The 20,932-nt window shown below is 40.9% G+C and carries 22 protein-coding genes and 3 pseudogenes; 14 read left to right on the plus strand and 11 right to left on the minus strand.

Features of this window, described 5'->3' with window-relative positions:
• Positions 1 to 473 precede the first annotated feature (473 nt).
• Positions 474 to 1,010: a hypothetical protein gene (locus ACFPOH_RS00035; RefSeq protein ID WP_390308527.1), complete on the plus strand. Its 537-nt coding sequence runs from the start codon at positions 474 to 476 to the stop codon at positions 1,008 to 1,010.
• Positions 1,011 to 1,096: 86 nt separating this feature from the next.
• Here the strand turns inward: ACFPOH_RS00035 and tatA (ACFPOH_RS00040) are convergent, their stop codons facing one another.
• The 3 genes from tatA (ACFPOH_RS00040) to ACFPOH_RS00050 are packed head-to-tail and all read right to left on the minus strand — an operon-like array spanning position 1,097 to position 3,746.
• Positions 1,097 to 1,267, minus strand: coding sequence for a twin-arginine translocase TatA/TatE family subunit (gene tatA / locus ACFPOH_RS00040; protein ID WP_096550910.1), 171 nt, complete (start codon positions 1,265 to 1,267; stop codon positions 1,097 to 1,099).
• A 24-nt stretch (positions 1,268 to 1,291) separates the two neighbouring features.
• Positions 1,292 to 3,007, minus strand: coding sequence for a GMC family oxidoreductase (locus ACFPOH_RS00045; protein WP_390308528.1), 1,716 nt, complete (start codon positions 3,005 to 3,007; stop codon positions 1,292 to 1,294).
• Positions 3,008 to 3,020: 13 nt separating this feature from the next.
• A complete protein-coding gene (locus tag ACFPOH_RS00050; protein ID WP_342469304.1) occupies positions 3,021 to 3,746 on the minus strand; it encodes a gluconate 2-dehydrogenase subunit 3 family protein in 726 nt (241 codons plus the stop codon).
• Positions 3,747 to 4,006: 260 nt separating this feature from the next.
• Here ACFPOH_RS00050 and tatC point away from each other — a divergent pair, with 260 nt between their 5' ends.
• Complete coding sequence (gene tatC / locus ACFPOH_RS00055; protein ID WP_390308529.1) at positions 4,007 to 4,756, plus strand: twin-arginine translocase subunit TatC; 750 nt, start codon at positions 4,007 to 4,009, stop codon at positions 4,754 to 4,756.
• 31 nt (positions 4,757 to 4,787) lie between these two features.
• Positions 4,788 to 5,003 (plus strand): twin-arginine translocase TatA/TatE family subunit, encoded by a 216-nt coding sequence (gene tatA / locus ACFPOH_RS00060; RefSeq protein WP_096550906.1) that lies wholly within the window; start codon positions 4,788 to 4,790, stop codon positions 5,001 to 5,003.
• Positions 5,004 to 5,120: 117 nt separating this feature from the next.
• On the opposite strand, the gene ACFPOH_RS00065 is transcribed toward tatA (ACFPOH_RS00060), so the two are convergent.
• From ACFPOH_RS00065 to ACFPOH_RS00080, 4 genes are all read right to left on the minus strand, one after another.
• Complete coding sequence (locus ACFPOH_RS00065) at positions 5,121 to 5,648, minus strand: DUF402 domain-containing protein (RefSeq protein ID WP_390308539.1); 528 nt, start codon at positions 5,646 to 5,648, stop codon at positions 5,121 to 5,123.
• A 503-nt stretch (positions 5,649 to 6,151) separates the two neighbouring features.
• Positions 6,152 to 6,418: a heme oxygenase gene (locus ACFPOH_RS00070; RefSeq protein ID WP_390308530.1), complete on the minus strand. Its 267-nt coding sequence runs from the start codon at positions 6,416 to 6,418 to the stop codon at positions 6,152 to 6,154.
• 375 nt (positions 6,419 to 6,793) lie between these two features.
• Positions 6,794 to 7,129 carry a DUF3784 domain-containing protein gene (locus ACFPOH_RS00075; protein WP_096552482.1) on the minus strand — a complete coding sequence of 112 codons (336 nt, stop codon included), beginning with the start codon at positions 7,127 to 7,129 and terminating at the stop codon, positions 6,794 to 6,796.
• A 14-nt stretch (positions 7,130 to 7,143) separates the two neighbouring features.
• Positions 7,144 to 7,716, minus strand: a complete 573-nt coding sequence (locus tag ACFPOH_RS00080) for a GNAT family N-acetyltransferase (RefSeq protein ID WP_197722718.1) — start codon at positions 7,714 to 7,716, stop codon at positions 7,144 to 7,146.
• Positions 7,717 to 7,909: 193 nt separating this feature from the next.
• Between ACFPOH_RS00080 and ACFPOH_RS00085 the strand changes: the two genes are divergently transcribed.
• Positions 7,910 to 8,323 carry a YjdF family protein gene (locus ACFPOH_RS00085; protein ID WP_096550904.1) on the plus strand — a complete coding sequence of 138 codons (414 nt, stop codon included), beginning with the start codon at positions 7,910 to 7,912 and terminating at the stop codon, positions 8,321 to 8,323.
• Between the two features lie 119 nt (positions 8,324 to 8,442).
• Here the strand turns inward: ACFPOH_RS00085 and ACFPOH_RS00090 are convergent, their stop codons facing one another.
• Both ACFPOH_RS00090 and ACFPOH_RS00095 read right to left on the minus strand, forming a co-directional pair.
• Positions 8,443 to 9,288 carry an SDR family oxidoreductase gene (locus ACFPOH_RS00090; RefSeq protein ID WP_390308531.1) on the minus strand — a complete coding sequence of 282 codons (846 nt, stop codon included), beginning with the start codon at positions 9,286 to 9,288 and terminating at the stop codon, positions 8,443 to 8,445.
• Positions 9,289 to 9,463: 175 nt separating this feature from the next.
• Entirely contained in the window at positions 9,464 to 9,613 is a 150-nt protein-coding gene (locus ACFPOH_RS00095) for a hypothetical protein (RefSeq protein ID WP_342469298.1), read from the minus strand.
• Positions 9,614 to 9,969: 356 nt separating this feature from the next.
• On the opposite strand from ACFPOH_RS00095, the gene ACFPOH_RS00100 reads away from it, so the two are divergent.
• On the plus strand, positions 9,970 to 10,719 hold the full coding sequence (locus tag ACFPOH_RS00100) for a hypothetical protein (protein WP_390308532.1): 750 nt from the start codon (positions 9,970 to 9,972) through the stop codon (positions 10,717 to 10,719).
• 156 nt (positions 10,720 to 10,875) lie between these two features.
• On the opposite strand, the gene ACFPOH_RS00105 is transcribed toward ACFPOH_RS00100, so the two are convergent.
• On the minus strand, positions 10,876 to 11,025 hold the full coding sequence (locus tag ACFPOH_RS00105) for a hypothetical protein (protein ID WP_342469296.1): 150 nt from the start codon (positions 11,023 to 11,025) through the stop codon (positions 10,876 to 10,878).
• Positions 11,026 to 11,105: 80 nt separating this feature from the next.
• Entirely contained in the window at positions 11,106 to 12,089 is a 984-nt protein-coding gene (locus ACFPOH_RS00110; RefSeq protein ID WP_342581474.1) for an endonuclease NucS domain-containing protein, read from the minus strand.
• A 462-nt stretch (positions 12,090 to 12,551) separates the two neighbouring features.
• Between ACFPOH_RS00110 and ACFPOH_RS00115 the strand changes: the two genes are divergently transcribed.
• The 9 genes and pseudogenes from ACFPOH_RS00115 (at position 12,552) to ACFPOH_RS00155 (ending at position 20,676) form a co-directional block, all read left to right on the plus strand.
• Entirely contained in the window at positions 12,552 to 12,926 is a 375-nt protein-coding gene (locus tag ACFPOH_RS00115) for an ORF6N domain-containing protein (RefSeq protein ID WP_342469294.1), read from the plus strand.
• Positions 12,920 to 13,855: a conserved phage C-terminal domain-containing protein gene (locus tag ACFPOH_RS00120; RefSeq protein WP_342581475.1), complete on the plus strand. Its 936-nt coding sequence runs from the start codon at positions 12,920 to 12,922 to the stop codon at positions 13,853 to 13,855. Before ACFPOH_RS00115 ends, ACFPOH_RS00120 begins: the two co-directional genes overlap by 7 nt.
• Before the next feature lie 16 nt (positions 13,856 to 13,871).
• On the plus strand, positions 13,872 to 15,155 hold the full coding sequence (locus tag ACFPOH_RS00125; protein WP_342469292.1) for a replicative DNA helicase: 1,284 nt from the start codon (positions 13,872 to 13,874) through the stop codon (positions 15,153 to 15,155).
• 547 nt (positions 15,156 to 15,702) lie between these two features.
• Positions 15,703 to 16,344, plus strand: coding sequence for a YqcI/YcgG family protein (locus tag ACFPOH_RS00130; protein WP_390308541.1), 642 nt, complete (start codon positions 15,703 to 15,705; stop codon positions 16,342 to 16,344).
• 57 nt (positions 16,345 to 16,401) lie between these two features.
• Positions 16,402 to 17,034 carry a LysE family translocator gene (locus ACFPOH_RS00135; RefSeq protein ID WP_016839582.1) on the plus strand — a complete coding sequence of 211 codons (633 nt, stop codon included), beginning with the start codon at positions 16,402 to 16,404 and terminating at the stop codon, positions 17,032 to 17,034.
• A gap of 344 nt (positions 17,035 to 17,378) precedes the next feature.
• Positions 17,379 to 17,724 (plus strand): annotated as a pseudogene (locus tag ACFPOH_RS00140) (transposase); the annotation flags it as partial.
• Positions 17,725 to 17,991: 267 nt separating this feature from the next.
• Positions 17,992 to 18,868: pseudogene (locus ACFPOH_RS00145) on the plus strand (IS982 family transposase).
• Between the two features lie 153 nt (positions 18,869 to 19,021).
• Positions 19,022 to 19,599, plus strand: a pseudogene (gene pepT, locus ACFPOH_RS00150) (peptidase T); the annotation flags it as partial.
• 108 nt (positions 19,600 to 19,707) lie between these two features.
• A complete protein-coding gene (locus ACFPOH_RS00155) occupies positions 19,708 to 20,676 on the plus strand; it encodes a DMT family transporter (RefSeq protein ID WP_208649848.1) in 969 nt (322 codons plus the stop codon).
• The last annotated feature ends 256 nt before the right edge of the window (positions 20,677 to 20,932 follow it).

The raw sequence follows: 20,932 nt of genomic DNA on the forward strand, positions 1-20,932 counted from the left end.
AGGGATTTTTGAGTGTGTGGTTACCTCATAAATACCCTAATTTTAAGGGGGTGGCAAGTTTTTTTTATATAAAACTAGTTATATCAACAAAAACGTAAGTTTTATTAAGTAATTTTTGACAATACGCACGAATCGATACTTTATCCGAACCAAATGCTGTACCATCCGCACCAATTAAGACACTATCCGCACCAAAGGGGTTACCATACGCACGAATCGATACTTTATCCGAACCAAATGCTGTACCATCCGCACCAATTAAGACACTATCCGCACCAAAGGGGTTACCATATGCACGAATTGATACTTTATCCGAACTAAATGCTGTACTTTCCGCACCAATTAAGACACTATCCGCACCAAAGGGGTTATCAAACGCACGAATCGATACTTTATCCGAACTAAATGCTGTACCATCCGCACCAAAGGGGTTACCATACGCACGAATTGATACTTTATCCGAACCAAATGCTGTGCCATCCGCACCAATTAAGACACTATCCGCACCAAAGAGGTTATCAAACGCACGAATTGATACTTTATCCGAACCAAATGCTGTACCATCCGCACCAATTAAGACACTATCCGCACCAAAGGGGTTACCATACGCACGAATCGATACTTTATCCGAACTAAATGCTGTACCATCCGCACCAAAGGGGTTATCAAACGCACGAATTGATACTTTATCCGAACCAAATGCTGTGCCATCCGCACCAATTAAGACACTATCCGCACCAAAGAGGTTATCAAACGCACGAATTGATACTTTATCCGAACCAAATGCTGTACCATCCGCACCAATTAAGACACTATCCGCACCAAAGGGGTTACCATACGCACGAATCGATACTTTATCCGAACCAAATGCTGTACCATCCGCACCAATTAAGACACTATCCGCACCAAAGGGGTTACCATACGCACGAATCGATACTTTATCCGAACTAAATGCTGTACCATCCGCACCAATTAAGTTTATATACGCACGAATGAAGGGAACTCTATAATTGAAACTGCCTTCCCCTCATCCAAATCCATTGAAAACGAAAAAGGCCACCCGGAAAACTGGCCGTTTCCAGGTAGCCGCGCCATCTTACTCATCTCTTTGATTCTCTTCCACGATTTTCTTTGTCCCATTTTTAAATTCCCTTAAGGTTTCCCCGACTGCCCTACCCAATTGGGGCAATTTACTTGGGCCAAATAACAAGATGGCTATGAATAAAATAATGATGAGTCCCGGTATTCCAATGGAGGGTAGACTCAAACAATCACCGCCTCATTCAAAACATTAAACCAATAATCCGCCCTTTTGCAGATATAAATCAATTCCTTCAGCCGCGCGATATGCCAATGCCCCCACCGTATCTGTCGGATTGTAGCCGGAGTTGTGGGGGAATGCGCTGGCCCCCGGAATGAAGACGTTTTCAAAATCCCACATTTGCAAATAATTATTCAATACACTCGTCTCCGGGCTGGACCCCATGATGGCGCCACCGGTATTGTGGGTGGATTGATAAGGAACGATATTATAAGGCCCCAACGTTTTTCCTGCTTGAATAATGTCCGCGCCCATCTCTTTCATGATTTTTTCCGTTTGTTCCCCTAAATACGCCACCAGCTGACGATCCTGTTCTTCAAAATCAAAGGTGATCCGCAATAACGGCAGGCCGAAAGCGTCTTTATAAGTCGGATCCAAATCGAGATAATGGTGCCGGTATGGCAAACTTGCTCCTTGGGCACCGACGCTTAATACACTGTTGGCATATTTAATGGATTGTTTTTTAAACTCCGCGCCCCAGGATGGCGTACCAGGAGGCGTCGCATTGTTGGCGATCGGTCTTCTGCCGGTCTGGGTGATGGAAATATTGGCCCCGTGGAGGAAGTTCAAATCCGAATGGTCGAAGTTGTCGCCATTGAAATCATCAAGACAAGCCCCCAATGCTCCTGCGCCGGCATACAAATTGAATTGTTTATTCTCAAAGAAGCCCTGTGCGGATGCGCCGAATGTTTGATAGCAGTAGTTTTTGCCGACCACCCCTGTACCCGTGTTCGGATCATATGGTTTGCCCATTTTTGAAATCAACAGGAGCCTCACATTATTTAACGCATAGCTCGTAATGCCCACCACTTCCGCAGGTTGGATATATTCTTCCCTTGTGATCGTATCAATATATTTGACTCCAACCGCTTTTCCATCTTGATGGAGGATCTCCACCACATTGGCGTGCGTGCGCAATTCAAAGTTGCCTGTGTTCAACGCAACCGGAATCACCGTATTCAGCGGATCGGCTTTTGCGGCATATTCACAGCCGAAACGTTCGCAGAAACCGCAGTATTGGCAAGCGGGACGCGAGATGTTGTCCGGATTTGTGTAGTTTTCGGATAAATTGGCGGAAGGCATCATGTATGGGTGCAAGTTTAATTTTTTCGCTGCTTCGAAGAATAATTCGAGGGCTGGGGTTTTCTTCATGGGAGGAGTCGGGAATGGATTGGATCTCGGTGCGCCTAATGGAGCTTCATCTCCTGAAACGCCGATCGCTTTTTCGAACTGGTCGTAATATTTTTCAAATTCATCATAGGTGATGCCCCAATCCTGCAACGTCATTTCTTCCGGTATTTTGAACTTTCCGTACCGTTCCACGGTTTTTGTATATATTTCAAAATCGTATGGCAAGAAACGGAAGGTTTGTCCGTTCCAATGCGTTCCGGCACCCCCCACATTGTTCCCCAATAGGAAGGAACCGTATTGTCTCATCGGCAATGCCCGCATTTTAAGATTGTTGCGGAATGTAACGGTTTCTGTTGAAAGATCCTGCATCATTTCGAATCGGTGGGCAAACCGCAATTCATCATGCATCATTTGAAAGTCGGCAAGCGTCTGATTTTTCCCCCGCTCCAAACCGACGACTTTATATCCCTTTTTCGACAATTCCGCTGCCAAAATTCCACCTGTCCATCCCATTCCGACAAGCACGACATCCGTTTTTTTCAATTCTTTCGCCAATCACAATCACCTTTCATGAATGATGTTGGGAATGTAAACTTTGCGGTTCAATCACAACAAATTCGTCTTTATCGATAATGTCTGCAAAACTCATTTGATGTCCCGGAAATTTTTTCATTCTCCATCCTTCCATATTGCGGTTTCCACCGTATAACGGATCGGCATACACGCCTTCCAAAGTCGCACTGCGCAACAGCGAGAAGAAATAGGATGAAGAAACCCCTTTGATTTCGACTTCCCCTTTTTCAAAAGCTTGTAAAATCTCATCTTGCTGTGAACCTTCCAAGCTGGTGAAAGATTGGTTGAATCGTTTCTTTGCTTCGTTTTGGAGAGCTTCAATGCCCAATCGGAAAATTTGTTGTTTGTTCAAGTGCCCTTGATACCCCTGGGTCGGTTCGCCCGGATAGAAAGGTCCTTGCCGATATTCTTTGGAACCAGTCCCCCAGGCACCCGCCAACTGATGATCGATGAAATAAGAAACCAATAATTCCTTTGCTCCCGGGCCATTTTCATCTTTCGGGAAAATCCTCTCCGCCGCCGCATCGATTACGGCGTGTTCCGTTGGGGTAAAAAACATGAGCGCTTTGTTATACTCGGTTGTCTCAACGTGGTGATCCCCTTTTGGCGTTTCCTTGGAGGAAGACATATTCGCAGCGATCGTTCCTACGATCCCGCCGCCCAGTGCCATGCCCCCAATGGCCAATCCTGCACCTTTCAAAAATTCTCTTCTGGAAACCAAACAGATACCCCCCTTTTTCTTCACCTTATGGTTCATGAAATCCACTACCTGCACGATTCCAACGAACTGAAGCCGCTCCCCTTCCGAACCACTCCTTTTACACTACTGTTCAGTTCCTATTTTAGTAATTGGAAGTATTATGTATGACCTAAAAATTCAAAAAAATTTCAATTTCAAAATGAATAATGAATAGAAAAGCGCTTCCATTCATTAAATGTATTAAATCCTGGTTCAAGCGAATTTAAAGCGGGTGATAGAAAATGATGGAAGAAAAAGAACAAACCGTCATTGACCATTTGGAGGAATTGCGGAAGCGGTTGATCCTCGTTACGGTTCTATTTATCGGATCGCTTGCGGTAGGGTTCTGGTTTGCACCAAACCTGCTTCAACTATTGAAAAATCAACCTTCCGCGGCTGGAGTGGAATGGAATCTGTTTGGTTATACGGATGGCATCATGATCTACCTGAAATGTGCGTTTATTTTGGCGATTTTGGTCACCTTACCGATGGCCTTGCTTCAAATTTGGTTGTTTGTAAAACCCGGTTTGACAGAAAGGGAAGCAAAATACACAATGACCTTCATCCCGGCCTCGTTTCTCCTATTTTTAGTGGGCATCAGTTTCAGTTATTTCATTTTATTTCCGATGATGCTCGATTTTTTATCAAAAATTAATACATCCATTGGGGCGACGGAAACCTATGGAATCAATCAGTACTTTTCCTTGCTGTTCAATTTGACGATTCCTGTCGGCGCCGTTTTTGAATTGCCCATCGTGATTTTATTTTTAACGAATGTGGGGATCGTGACACCGGAAAAATTGAAGCGGATGAGAAAAGTGGCCTATTTCATCTTGGTGGTGGTCGGCGTGTCCATCTCGCCGCCGGATTTTATTTCAGATTTTTTGATTATTATTCCGTTATTGCTATTGTTTGAAATCAGCATTTTCATTTCCGGCTGGTCGATGAAGAGAAGAAATATGAAACAAGTGATGAATCAAAGCGGCTCATAAAGTTAATGAATATCGAATGGAGGGATTGTGGATGCCAAATATCGGTGTACCTGGATTGATTGTCATTTTGGTGATTGCCCTGATCATTTTCGGGCCAAAAAAACTGCCGCAATTGGGAAGGGCGGTCGGCGAAACGTTGAGGGAATTCAAATCATCGACAAAACACATTGTCGATGAAGTGGCGGAAGAATTCAAACTGGAGGAGGCAAAAGAAGAAAAGAAAGAAAAAAGTACGGCGGCGAATTAATGGATGGCGGAGGGAGTTCTTAAAGATTATGCTTTTGGAACTCCCGCTTTCATTTAAAATAGGACACCCTAGTCTGTGTATGCCGGCAATATCCGGTGTAATCAAACGATAGAACACTTAGCAGAAAAGCTCTTTATACCCCTTTTCTAATACGGGAATAAATTTTTTATGGCTATAAATACTTTGGGATTCCGCAATAGTTTGCGAGAGGACATCGCCGATCGAACTTAATAAAGTTTCCAATGCCCCTTTAGCGAAGCCATTCTCAAATGTTTCAAAGGGTTCCGGCAATTCCTCTTCATCCAAAATAAAATACTCCCCATTTGGCAGCGCCAGGACATCAATAATCAAATCTTCAAATACGACCATACCCTCTTCGAATTTTGTATTCTTTACAATGTTAAAATACGAAGCTAAATAATGTCCTGAATGATCTCTCCAAAAATACATATTATATGGACGATCCAACCAATAATAAGCAGTTGTATAACTCCCCACCGGAATGGTCAGTTGAAAATCATCCACTTTAATGGTAAAAGGTTCTTCTATCAGATGAAATAAAACGATACGGCGATTTTGGGAATTTAGTAAATGGCATTTATACTCAACCACTTTCGCATCATATCGTATTTTTCTCTCGATCATTTTCTTCCATTTATTTCGATTTCCAGCGAAATTACTCAAAGCCTAACTTCCTTTCAAAGATCTCCATTATCAGCTTATCAATACATCAAACGGTTTTAAAGAATGATTTCAAAAATGAGCTTTCTACTGAATAAACGCGCACTTTGCGTGAAGGAACAAACTAATTAAAGAATTCTGTAATACTCGTTTTCTATGTATGATTCCGATGATGGTTGAATAGGATGAATAAGAAGGAGGTTCTTTATCCCCCGATTAGTGTTGAGCAAATAAGGACAAGGCTTTTGAGGTGAAAAGGATGACAACCGCTTTACAAGACCGGTATTTTGCGAACCGGGATGATGATTTACAGGCATTTGAAACCATCCATTTTGTGCACGCTGTAAATTATTAACTTGCTTTGACATAATGGAAACCGGCATCTTCCAGGCCATGCCCCGGATCATTGAGGTGAAAAAAATCGGGAGGCCAGGCAGAAAGAATCCGCCTGACCTCCCGTAATTTCATTATGCTTTTTCCAAAGTGGAAGCAACTTCTGAAATGATAATTTCACTACCTAAAATTGGAGATACCTCACTGGAGTTTTCCGGTCCTCGATGGGCCTCTCTGAATGCATCACTTTTTCTCCAGCGGTTAAAGTCTTCGATTGTTTCCCAATACATATTGACATTCAATTCATCGTATTCTGTAAGATTTTTTGTAATGAGGACTTCCACTTTCACAAAACCTTCCATTTCTTGTAAAGCCCCTGGTCTTGTAAAAAATGGTGCCATTTTTCCGCAAAACCTGTTTTTGTTTTAATTTTATTTGTGACAACGATCATTGTGATTTCCTCCTGATATTTTACAGATGTTTTATAAAAATCTTTTGCGGCCTAAAGCGTGGTAGAAAGGTTTTTATCCCCTTTTCAATTCACTACATCGCAATGATGGACTTTTTTTTTCCATCAGATTCTTATTAAGTTCTATAGTCGTAATTGACTATGTTTCGATTGTAATACTATTACCGCAAATACTCAAACATGATTATTCATAATCATAATATTAAAATTTTTTCAAATAAAAAAGAGCGGCTCGCCATTGAACTGCTCCTTTGGTTGTTATAAAAAAATCTTCTCCCGATTTACTCAATTTATACATTTGGAAATTTTATGGTTTCCTATATTTCTTAAAGGCTTTTTTTGGATCAAGATGAACATCTTTGAAAAAAAGGATCAGCCAAATGACAATGGCGAGGAATGCACCATACTGACTGAGAAAATATCCGAAAAGGGCCCCTGATAATAAAAGGATGGACCAAAGAAAAAGGGAATTTCTCATATCGATGCTCATTTTCTTTTGATCATAGTTTGCTTGTTCCTCTTTGGACAGCGTATTAAATCCACTAATGAGCATTGCGCCTTTTTCTTTTAATAGCGCAAAAATCATCGAGATCATTCCAAAGACCACTGCAAGTAGTAGACAGATGATTGTTCCGATATTCATAGGACTCTTTCCTTTCATAATTGCGATTGAGTTTCAACACTGCAAAGAATGGATTCCTTTTTCAAAGCAATCCATTCTTCTCTTGTAATTGCATAAACCTTTGTGATTCCATTTACTTTATCAGGAAATTCCTCCACCAGTTTCATTCCCGCCGAAATCGCAGTACGATATGAACCGGCATTTGTGTGCTTCATATATGAATAAAGAATTTGAAACGGAGTATTTGTGAAAGCCCAGTCGATCACCGCTTTTGCGGCTTCAGTTCCATATCCTTTTCTCTGCATATCTTTTCGTATATGATAACCGATTTCCGGTTTGATGTTCCCGCCAATCTGCTGCATGGTCAGTCCGCAATCTCCAATTAATTCCCCTGTTTCTTTTAATACAACCGCCCACAATCCAAAAGAGAAAATTTCATATCTTTCAATATTCCGATGAATCCATTCCCTCACTTTGGTTTCATCAAAAACATTCGGATAGTGTTGCATCACTTCGGGGTCTCCCAAAACGGCAAACAATGCGTCAAAATCCTGTTCTGTCATTTCTCTAAGAATTAATCTCTCTGTTTCAATCATCTTTTTTTCCATATGTACGGCTCCTCACCCATTGAAATTGGGGTTTGTTTTTATTTCGTTGTAACTGTTATCATAAATAATGGAATGAAAAAACACAATCCGGTTGGTAGTCCGGATGCATCAATCGCCATATTGATGTCAGTAACCTTCCCTTCCTCGGGTTGTCCATCATTCCATGATTCATTTTTTAGAGGAGGGAGTCGTCATGATATTGACGATTTATTATGATGGCCAGTTTTGGATTGGAGTGATTGAATATCACGAAAACGGAAGATTAAAGGCGTATCGTTACGTATTCGGCACAGAGCCCAATGATACGGAAGTATGGGAATTTGTGAATAATCGGTTGCCTAAAATCATTCAAAGCAGGAAACAAATTGGAATTGCCGATCGGAAAAAGCTGAAGAAAAAAGTGAATCCGAAACGCCTTCAACGGAAAGTCGCCAAAGAAATGCAAAAAAGCGGGATTTCCACCAAGGCGCAGGAAGCAATAAAAAAAGAAATCGAGCAACGCAAACGGGAAACGAAGAAACTCCAAAAAGAACGCAACGAAGCACTTAAACAAAGAAAATGGGAATTAAAAAAACAAAAAGCGAAACAAAAGCATAAAGGCCGCTAGACTGTTCATTTAGAGATGAAGCGAAAAGTGCGCAACTTTTTCCTGTGTACGTACTGATAAAAAGCCACGAATGTTAAAACAACATCCGTGGCTTTCCATTTCTCTCCAACGTACAATCATCATAATGCCCGAATAAACTCGTCAAACGGCGTCGTCTTTCTGCCCAACACTTTTTCCAAATCGTCACTTGGCACATCCAACAATCCGTTGCGGATATCTTTTTGGACGATGACAGAGGATTGCGCCGCTTCCGGTGGCAAGCCCAAATCCACCAACGCTTTGACATACTCTTCATCTGAAACTGATGCGGTCTCAACTTCCCGGCCAATCGCTTTACTTGCGATTTGCGCCAACTGTTCATAAGTGATCAGTTCGCCGCCGAGTTCGTAAATAGTTTGCTTAGGCGCAACCCCGGCCAAAATGCGGGCCGCCGCTTCCGCATAATCTTCCTTCAAGGCATAGCAAACCCTGCCCTCACCGGCGGAATATGTGAAAGGCGCCCCATTCTTCACCGCTTTCAGCATGAACGTTTCATTTTCCAAATACCAATTGTTGCGGGCAAATCCATAATCCAGGCCAGACTCCATAATGAGCTGCTCCGTCAACTTGTGGTCAGGCGCCACAATAAGCGTGCTGTTTTGGGCATTTGGCGCACTCGTATAAACCACAAACTCCACCCCTGCTTCTTTCAACGCTTCCACCACATTTTGATGCTGCTGTTTCCGTGTCGCCAAATCATTGGATGAGACAAAGAGGACGCGGTTGATGCCCTGAAATGCTTTCACCAAGGATTCTTTGTCCAAAAAATCCGCAATGCGCACTTCAAGCCCTTGCTTTCTGAAAGTTCCGGCTTTTTCCTCTGAGCGCACCGTCACCACGATATCCGAAACCGGCACGAAATTTTTCAAATGCTTTACCGCTCTTCCCGCCAAATCGCCAGTGGCACTGGTTACCAGATATTTCATCGATTTTCCCCCGCTTCTTTCCTTTTTTTATCATTATAAAACAGAAAGGTAATAATCTCCAAAAAGAAACCTGTTTTTATCATGAAACCAGGCAGGGATGAAAAAACGCATCAACACAAACCCAATTTGCACAAGATCAACATCCTCAAGTGAAGGCTTTCGTGCTGCGTTTCTTTCAGGGATAAAACAGTTCATACAGCTTCATGGTGCCGATATTCATGACCTTGCCATCTTCGCGGATCGGAAAATGGATTTGATTCAATAATTTAATTAACTGATATGCGACATTTCGAAATGGGGTAATGACGTAAATCTCTATTGCCAAGCCCGGATTCTCTTGGATTTTTTTGAGTATCATATCTTTTAACATCAAACCTTGTTGGTGAACATATATCTTTGTATTGATTCATCTCTACACCCACTTTTTGTGTTCGTGTTATTGTGTACGATGCGGTTTTTGATTCAGGCTAGTTTAATTTTTCTTTTTATGCAAAACTATGTATAACTACGATAATACAAAAACAACAAAATATGGAATATCTAAGATATTTCCAAAACCCGTTTAACCGAAAAGATTGTCGGAACTTACACATTATACAAATTGTTATTTTTTTTCGGCATCTTTCTGTTCGATTCATCAAACTAAATACTCATTTTTTCATAAAAAGGATGGTTGAGTTTATGCAAATAATGGAAGAAATCGTTTTCACAACCAATTACGAAATTCTCGATGCGGATTGCAAAAAAGGGGATGTGATTGCGCTATTGAAAGGAAAAGGGGAAAATCTTGTCCAGCTCAATGGCGAAACCATCCTATGCTTGCCAACCGGATATTCCATGATCCGATGGACGGGAAACCATTTTTGCCTTTTACGGGGGCCGATGCTTTCCTTCTATACGCTTACCGGAGAATTTATGGATGAAATGAAGGTCGGCCCTTGTATTTCGGATTTATTCCCTTTTAAAAATGGGGTTATCTGTATATACAGCGACCAGGGGGTTTTCGGCGAAGGGATTGGCAAACATATATTAAACTATGCGGAACCGGGTAAAGGCGTCACTTCACTGGAATATTTCGCGTTACGCCATCATCTCTTGTACGATGCCCTATTTGCGCGATTCAAGCCTTATGCCTGCATCGATCCGTCAACGGATGAGTTGATTTTCTTCAATCACCAATTGAAAATGGAAAAATCGATCAAGATTCCTTTTCATACGGGAAATGTCCTTGGCTTTGCTTTAACGTATCAAAGCGGTGTCTTTCTCGAAGAAGAGCGGATGCGGATATGGAAATTCCAAACCAATCAAGTGAAGGAATATGATTTTCAATGGAATAATCAAACAAGAGCCATTTTCCACCGCCACGATTACTTATTTATGGACATTGCGGACCACCATATACGGGTATTTACACCGGCTGCGGAGAATTAATTGGCATTCCCCCATAATCAAACAACAGACGTCAAAATCTCCCACAAGATTTTGACGTCTCCGAATAGCCATTTGTGATAAAAATCCGACGTCAGGGAAAGGCTTTTGTAATATCGTTCCATAAATTCCTGGAATTTTATAAAATCAACCGATTTTTTATGATTTGGGGAATCCATTGTTTTGGAAATAAAGACGAATCATCTGGTTCATTGCGTTTTTTTCGTTTTCTTCCAGTTTTTCAATAATGGCATAATACGTTGAATCTTCGCTGATGGGCAAGTTGGCATCACGGTAAAATTGGATCATTTCTTTTGCGCCCCTTATATCTTTCCTGAATACTATGATGACTTTTTAGGCGGGTAGTTTTCCATATTGGAAACGGAACACTACATTTCTTTATTGCTCATTTTTTCAAAATCCTCTAAAACAGGCAATATTGTTTCAACAAATGAAATGAATTTCATTGCTACAAACTGAGGAAAATCAGGTTTGGACCATTCATCAATCGGTGAAACAATTCGATAACTTAATCCTTTCCATGCTTGTTTACGATGATCCAAATGATCTCCTTGCTCAAGAACTTCTTTTTTTGTCCTTGAATGCAATTGATCGAATCCAAATAAGCCAGCGACTTCCTCTTCATGTGCATCTATGTAGGCTTTAAAATCTTCTTTGCGTTTTGTTGTATGACCTGTTGTAAAACTAAAATCAGGTACATATTGAATTTCAATGATATTCATCTCTCGTGGGCGTGTATAGATGACAAACCGGTCGCCAGGCGAAGTTGGAGATTTAAACAATAAGCGATGTTCTTCCTTTTTTCTGATATCCAACCCAATGAACTGTAAATGATATTCGCGTTCTACATAGTCCCTAAGCAAACTTTCCAATTCATGAAATAAGCCGGAAATGATTTCACGTTCATTATCTTGATAGACCAGTTGTGTCGGGGTCTTCTTATATGCGGGATGTGAAGGGAGAGCTTTCATTTTACGTTCGAAAAGTTTGGGATTGGTTTCGTTTTCTTTTAATAGTTGATTTGCTTTGTCATAATCAACAACTTTGTGTTCGTAACCAAGTTTATTCAAGACAGGAATAACATCTTTTTTAAACTGAAATGCTGCCACCATAAAACGGCCATTCTCTTTGACAAACGTAGCATATTTACTCATTTGGGCGACAACCGCCTCTCCAGCCTCCAGCTTCAATTCAATATACACCGTATTCCCATTCTTGTCTTTTCCTTTTAAATCGCATCGATAGGTAGAATGGTTGCTCCGAATGGGATATTCCTCCTCCTCGACTGACAGCCCTTCTTCAATCAATTCTGGAAATAAACTGACAATCCGTTTTAAATCCTTTTCATACATCTCATTTCTCTCCTTCAAAAAAATTGTATGTCCTAAAAGATGTCATCTTACAGTCTTGACCGCTAGAACTCAAAATGTCTTTATGAACAAAACATTATCAATCAATAAGTTCATCCGGTTCAAACTACTCACTCGGATTACCGGACGTTTAATCCAAAAACCTGTCTCCATTGAATGGCAAGTCCTATCGTTTCAATAAAAGTTTGAAACATCAGAAATCCGAAGAAAAACTAAATACTTAGTGTGAGAACATCTATAAAAAATTAACCCCTCACTCCCAATCATTATTAGTGGGTATGTGCCTCAGTGTTGAAATAATCGCTTTATCTCAATTTTATATTAACAAAAACAACCCACATCAGTTAATACAACATCCTTAAGAAAAATTCCCCCTTATGTCCCTCTTTTCCCTTCTGCAAGGTATATAGATAGTAGAACACCAAATCATCAGGAGGGATGAAAATGGAATACAACGGTACGAAAGTGCTTACCACAAAGCAGCTGGCGAAATTTTTCGATGCGGATATGGCGCGCATTTATGCCATTTTTTATCGCCATAAGGAAATTTTCAAAGAAGGAAAAGACTACTTCCTGCTCACCAAAAAGGACATTGCAGCATGGAGCGAATCCCCTCATCTGCCCAGCTTAAAATATGTATCTCTCCTTTACCTCTGGACAGAGCATGGGGCATTCAAATTCGCACAATCATTCAAAGGATTGAGGGCTTGGCAGGGCTACTCCAATTGCATCTGCCATTTCTGTGGCACTCCAGAAGAGAAAAAGTTGCTGAACAATCTCTACGAAAAATTGGCAAGAAAGGCGGCGGAACAATGTTGATCAATGGTCCTCAACTCACATTCTCCCCGATTTTGGCCAAAACCATTGGGGCGAATGGTGCAATTATATTGGAACTATTGCATAAAGAGCTGCTCCAATCCCCCATTGTGCATGACGGGCACCATTGGTTTGTGCATACATATGAAAAGTGGCAGAAACGGTTGCCTTATTTGTCCAGGAATACCATCATTCGGACTTTTTTAAAACTGGAAAAGGATGGTTATATCATTTCCCAATTGATGCAAAATCAACGGAAATGGTATCGGATCAATTACGAAAAAATCTCGCACCTCGTTGTGGATGGCGACCTGTTTCGTCATGGACGGACTATCCAAAATGGGCATAATGGGATTCCAAATTGGGATGCCGGTACCCAAAATGAGAAGATGGGAATCACAAATTGGGCTGATGCACCTTCCCAAAATGGTTACTCAAATGGGAATGCCGATGCCCAAAGTGAGAAAACGAGCAACTCAAATCGGGCAAATGAACATTCCAAAAATGTCGCAAATTGGGTAGACGGCCATCACCAGATTCCGGCAGATTCCACTGTCCAAATCGAGCTGCAGCAACCCAATTTGATAAGGCAGTATAACTTAATCATTAAAGTTATTAATTATTTAAATAAACAAGCAAATAAAAACTATAATCCCCTTCTGCGTATCCATCATGATGATATATCCAAAAGAATTGAAGAAGGCTATACGTTCGAAGATTTTCAAGGCATCATCGATTTGAAAGTTTCCCAATGGCTGCACAACGAAAAAATGAATGTTTACTTGCGGCCGAGTACGCTATTCAAATCGCCCAACTTTGAAAAATATTTAAGAGAAGCGAAAAAACAAAAGCCTGCCAGCATTTACAAACCGATCGAACTGGATTTTACAGCGGGAGAAGATGCCCCAAAGCCGAAATGGCTTCAACATTAAGGAGGGAGAGATCAAGATGCGGGAATTGAACACGGATCTTCTCGAAAAAAGCATTTTGGGAACGATGATGCAGGAAAATTATTTGATCCTTGATGCAGGCATCCAGCCGGAGATGTTTCTTTCCCAAGTCCATCGCGTCATCTATCAAGCGATGAAGGAGTTAGCCAACGCGGGTAAACCGGTGGACTACGTAACTCTCCTGACCGAGGTGGACGTGGGAGATGCCGGGGCACAGTATCTCACAACCATTGCCTACTACGCCAATCCGGAAAAATTCGAGCATTACGCGGACATGCTGTTGGATGCATGGCGGGAGCGGCAAAAAAGTGCCATCTTGACAGAAGCCCTCTCGGAAAACTGGACCATCGAAGAAATCCAGACAAAACTGGATCAACTGTACACAAGCAACATGACCATCGAGACAAGCATCGAACAGGATTTGGTCAACATGGCGGAACGGCCGTTCTTTCCAGAAAAAATGGACGACTTCATCCCCATCGATATTGAGGAGCTGGCCAAAATGCTCTGCGGTTTCCGGCAAGGAGAAGTGACGATCATCGCTGGAAGACCATCGATGGGTAAGACGGACGTGATGAACCACTTTGCGCTGGCTGCAGGCATGATGGGTTATTTGCCGATCATCTTTTCCCTTGAGATGAATCGGAAAATGCTGCTTGAACGCCTGGTCGCCCTCACCGGCAACATCAACCGGTTAAAAATGCGCAATCCTTATAAATATTTAAGCGAAGAGCAAAAAAACGAATGGATGGACACCCTTTCCAATCTGAAGAATGCCAACCTTCACATCGACGATCGGGCCGGGTTGACGGTCCGTCAAATGCGGGCGCAAATCCGGAAACTTATGAATAAGTACCCAACGAAAAAACCGATTGTGTTCATCGATTACTTGCAAATCATTGCCTGCGAAGAAGATCGAAACAATCCTTATCTCAACACTGCGTACATCAGCGCACAATTAAAGAAAATGGCGAAAGACTTCCATTGCCCTGTCGTTTGCCTTGCACAACTCAATCGGGCAGTGGAAACGAGACAAAACAAACGCCCGGTGATGAGCGACATCCGGGATTCCGGCAACATCGAACAGGATGCGGATGTGATTATCTTATTATTTCGGGATTCTTACTACGAACGGCTGTCGCCCGAAGAACAGAGCCAACCCCAACAGCCATACGAACGGTTGGAATTCATCGTCGCCAAAAACCGCAATGGCCCCACTGGCACAGCTTATGCGAGATATTATAAATCTACCGGAAGAATTGTGGAGGAGGAAAAGGGCTAGACTCCTTTGTGTCGGGGGTGGATAACGCTGTGGGCACTTGGATGTTGCAGTATTAGTCTTGGGAGGTGAGTATATCAAAACAAGGTACAATCGATTCTTTATTCAATGATGTAAACACTAAAATAGAATGGCTCTTACGCACTATTGGAGAATCCCTCTTTGTATAAACGATGAATCTCGATGTAAAGCATAAATCTGTTCACTCCTAATTCCTCACTTTCAATAGACTAGTAACAGTATATTTGAAAGTGATTGATGGTGGGGAAACTGTTTAATCTTATTTGGGGAATTCTGTTGAGTTCTATTTGTGGAAAACTGTTGATTCTAGTTTAGCGTTTACAACAATTAATTGAAAGGGTGAAAAATATTATGGAATTATTTGCTATGGATTAAAGATTTTGTGCTACACTTTTTATTAGGAAAAATAGAAAATAAATGTAGAATTTTGACAAGGAGTTGAGTGGAGTTGAGTAGAAAAGTGTTGCAACGAGCCATTTCAATGTTAACCAAATCAGATCTCAAATATGGTAATAATATACCAGAATGAATAAAAGATGAATATTCTTATTGGGAAAAAGTTGTTTCTGATAAGAATTTCCCTTGCCACTTTGGAACTATCGCTGAGAAAAAAGGCGATTTAAGATATTTTTATATAGAAAATCATGATTTAAGCCCTCTACCGAATGTATTAAGAGAGTTTTTGAAATTATCAAGAGAAAATGAGCATAATAAACATGCTTTGGTTGTTTTTGTGCAACCTGAAATTCCAGAACAGTCATTTGATTACTATGAAAATTATTTTTGGAATATTTTAAAATATCTACATGAGAATGATGAAAAAGAATGGAATGCAAATATTCCAACTGATCCAGATGATCCACTTTGGGAATTTTGTTTTGATGGAGAACCTATTTTTGTATCAGCTAATATGCCAGCATATAAACATAGAATTACTAGGAACATGGGAAAAAGCCTTATATTGATCTTTCAACCTAGAAGAATTTTTGCTGATATTACTCCAAAGGCTATTGATTTAATTCGATCAAAAGTAGAGTCGATAGAAAATCTCCCAATCCATCCGGATCTAGGAAGATATGGAGACGAAAGCAACAGAGAATGGAAACAGTATATAATCACTGATGACAATAATCCAAGAAAAGGGGTATGTCCATTCCATCCTAAATCTTGATAATCAGAATTACTGATTTGTACATCATACTAAGTTTATAAAGGTGTGTGGGGTTTTATGGCATTGTATCTTACTTATGTTATTGTGGGCCTTTCTATTGCCATGCCAATTGGAGCCATTTCTGTAGAAATGATCAAGCAAGGTCTCAAGAATGGCTTTTGGCATGGTTGGGCTGTTGGATTAGGAGGTATGACGATTGATTTAGCTTTAATCGCAGCATTTTATTTCGGATTAGCCTCCATTTTGAAGCAACCGTTTATTCAAATCCCGATGTGGATTGTTGGTGCAGTATTTTTGTTTTTAATTGGTTATGATTCTATTAAAAATGCGGATCATGATATCACATTATCAGGTGAAAAGCCAACAAAATCTTGGTTTTCTTCATATAGAAATGGTTTTCTTGTTGCGATATCTCCAGGGAATATAGTGTTTTGGCTAAGCGTATTCGGGTCGGTTCTTACCAACTCATATGATATGGCGAATCCAATTAAATTTATCACCATTGGGACGGGTGTGTTAACCGGAATTTTACTACATGACATTGGCTTATTAACCATTGTTTCTACTACAAGAAAGTTAATGAGCCGTTCGATGATAAAAGTAAGTTCTATTATTGCTGGTATAGTGTTAATTGGTTTTTCGGGTTATTTTGTTTATGAAGCTATTTCTGCAGTTAAACAATTGATTTAAATTATTTGGTGTTTGTCGACGGTAAATCTGACAGAATGAAGGTTGACGAGTTACCACATTTATGGTTTCTCATGTAAGAGCATAAGGAATTTTTGCCCTCACTGAAGGTGTGGAATCAGGCAGGGCCTGATAAAACGTAACAAAGAGGCTGTCCCAAAAGATCGGTAAAACGACCTTTTTGAGGACAGCCTCCTGCTTTTTCTTTTACATTATTTGGATATTTTTTGTTCTCTCAAAGGATCTGCTTCTTCTCATCCCCGTATGTTCTCCCTTTTTCTTTTTATTGGGTGGACGGTGGCCGCCCACTTTTTCAAATTGTGTGCAACACAAATCCCCCCCATTCCATGGTAATTTCTTTAGGGCAATGGGATATTGAGTTTGTGTTAGGCGATGCCGCGTATGGCAGCGAAAAGATTCGACAAACAGCCGAACAAGCAGGAATCTTATTCCTTTCTCCCATCAACCGCCGAAAATAGCGAGGAACGGAAAGATGCCTATGGCCGGGTTCTTCCTGTCTTTTTGAAAACGAGGTTTGGCCAATGGCTGTTTGGGCTTCGCCGCGGGATTGAACGGGTATTTAACGAGCGAAAGAGTGATGGGGTGGAACAGCCACGATGGTATGGATTTCATCGATATTTACTACATGTGTTATGCTGCATCCTTATGCATAACTTCGAGTTTTTACTCTAGTTTTGCAACACCATCATCAATTTGATGAACGGGGATATTTTATAATTCTAGATACATTTGAGTTCCGATAATCTTGATTATGTTGCATCTCAAATTTCTCAATGAAATGAGGATGTCCCAAAAGTGTTCGCATAGCGTTCGCTTTTGGGACATCCTCATTTTAAATAAATAAATTCTAATTAATAAAATCAGATAAGCATAAAAATAGCCCTTGCATGAGATCTTCTTAAAATGAAAGTGCGACCAAACATCAAAAGGAGAATCCCCATGCAAGAGCACTTTCATCTTACAACAGATCGAGCCAAACTTCAAAAACAATATGCAGCGATTTTATTCTTTGTATCCGCTCAACTGTCGAGCATCCAGATTCATCTTCAACGTCGAAATCGTCATTGGTTGAAACAGAAAGACGAAGTCATCATCACCATCCATGTCCTTGGAAAGTTGCTGGGCTTCACTTCCGAACGGGCTTGGCACCAGTTTGTGATCGGGAATTTGTTTCCCAAGGCCTTGTTCCCTGAACGTTCTCGGTACAACCATCGCTGCCGAGCGCTTAGCTTTGCGACCAAGTGGATACGGCACCAGCTGGCCAAACGCGGGCAGACCATGCGTATGCGGTCGTGGACAGCTTGCCGATCGATCGGTGTCATTCATCCCGAATGTATCGTGCCAAACGGTTTCGTGGAATTGCCGATATTGGCTATTGTGCTTCGAAAAAGATCGCTTTCTATGGGTTGAAACTTCATCTGCAGGTCACCGACCAAGGGCTTCCGATGGGATATGTCGTCACTGAAGCGTCTTGTCATGATCGGATGGCTGCGGAGACCGTCATGACACAAATTCCACATCCGTATAACCTAGGTGACAAAGGGTATATCAGCCAAAAGCTGCAAAAGAAGCTGTACGAAGAGCATCGAATCGCTTTTTGGACGCCCGTTCGAAAAAATCAGCGAATCGCCAACCCAACGCATGGAAACAGTGGATGAAACGAAAACGCAAATTGGTAGAAACCGTATTTTCGATTTTAGTCGATTTGTATCGGATCACCAAGATTCGAGCGAACTCGATTTTTGGATTTGAAACGGCACTGGATGGTATTTTACTGGCTTACTCGCTTGTTGTTCTTGGGCTAGTTGAGCGTTAAGACTCAACTAGCACCACGGGTTTTCAATAGTAATTTTTGACACAGCATTTTTCTCATCATAAAAAAGGAAAAATGATACAATAGTGGCAGTATTAATAAGGAGGCAGCGTCATGAAAGAAAAAGTTATTGAACGATTGATTTGATACGCTAAAATCGACACACAATCTGATCCGGAAAGCTTTACAACCCCTTCTACGAAAAAACAATGGGATTTATTAAATGTACTAAAAGATGAACTAGCAGAGATTGGACTTACAGACATCACATTGGACGAGAATGGCTACTTATTTGCCACATTACCAGCCAATACAGATAAGCCTGTACCAACTATTGGTTTTTTAGCTCATGTTGATACATCACCAGATTTTTCTGGAACAAATGTCCAACCGAAACGATTGACAATTATGACGGCGGAGAAATTCAATTAAACGATGAATGCACTCTATCCCCTAACCAATTCCCAAATTTAAAAAATTATGTCGGACAAACATTGATTACAACAGACGGCACGACGTTACTGGGAGCAGATGATAAAGCTGGAATTGCAGAGATTATGACGGCAATGGAATATTTAGTAAATCATCCTGAAATTAAACACGGAAAAATTCGAGTTGCCTTTACTCCTGATGAAGAAATCGGTCGTGGGCCACATAAATTTGATGTCAAAGCTTTCGGTGCGGATTTTGCTTATACGATGGATGGTGGTCCACTAGGAGAATTACAGTACGAAATCAAACTCTTTGAGACAGAAACGAAATAAATCATGTTTGAATATTCTGTTAATATATTTGTAGTATAGAATTTTTCGATGTTTTCTCTCAGAAAGTAGGTGTTAATAATGAAAGAAATCACTCTTGGCATATTTGCAGCCTTATTTTTTGCGGTCACTTTTATTTTAAATCGGTCCATGGAGTTAAGTGGAGGAAGTTGGCTTTGGAGTTCTTCACTAAGATTTTTCTTTATGCTCCCCTTCCTTATCGCCATTGTCTCTTATCGAACAGGTTTTGAAAATTTACATAGAGAAATGAGAGAAAATACTTCAAAATGGTTACTTTGGAGTTTCGTGGGCTTTGTTCTTTTTTACGCACCACTCACTTTTGCAGCAGCTTATGGACCTGGTTGGCTTGTGTCAGGAACGTGGCAGCTAACGATTGTTGCCGGTGTACTTCTTGCACCGTTATTTGTAACCGTCGTAGATAACAAAATCATACGTCAAAAAATACCGCTCACTTCCTTATTCATTTCAAGCATTATTCTAATCGGTATTATGCTTATTCAAATACCTCAAGGAAAAGAGGTAACTTTCAATCACTTACTGCTTGGAGTGATTCCGGTAGTCATCGCTGCCTTTAGTTATCCGCTTGGTAACCGAAAAATGATGGAGTTATGTGGCAGTCGAATCGATGCGTTTGAGCGGGTGCTTGGTATGACCATTGCATCACTGCCAGCTTGGATTATTTTAGCTGTTATTGCCATTTGTACAGTGGGGCTCCCTTCCATGAACCAAGTCATACAATCCTTTATCGTCGCTGTTAGTTCCGGTGTAATCGCGACGACGTTGTTCTTTATTGCCACAGACCGCGTGCGAGATCATCAAGGAAAACTTGCTGCAGTAGAAGCAACTCAGTCAATGGAAGTCGTATTTGTCATTATCGGAGAAATGATGATACTTGGAGTTCCTCTACCAGATCCAATTGCACTTTTCGGTCTTGCGATTATTATCGTAGGCATGCTACTTCATAGCTATCACACAGCGATTATCGGAAAAAAATCAGACCTATCAGAAAAAGCCAAACTTCTCAAATGACGTTTGGCTTTCCCCTTCTATATCATCTCCAAACAAAATCAGCAAAAACATGTTATGTTAAACACAGTGAAATAACATAGAGGTGATACGATGCCCGTTTTAACATATGAACAACTTACTTTCCTAAATTCCTATAGTATTGTTACAGAAGAGCCGAAAAACCCTTTATTTACATTGGAAAATATACATAAAGAATTTTTTCTAAAGGATTTTCTGAAGCTCATGATGGAAATTACTCAAGCAAGTACAGAGGCGG

The sequence above is a fragment of the Ureibacillus suwonensis genome (genome assembly GCF_042655065.1).
Lineage (GTDB): Bacteria > Bacillota > Bacilli > Bacillales_A > Planococcaceae > Ureibacillus > Ureibacillus suwonensis.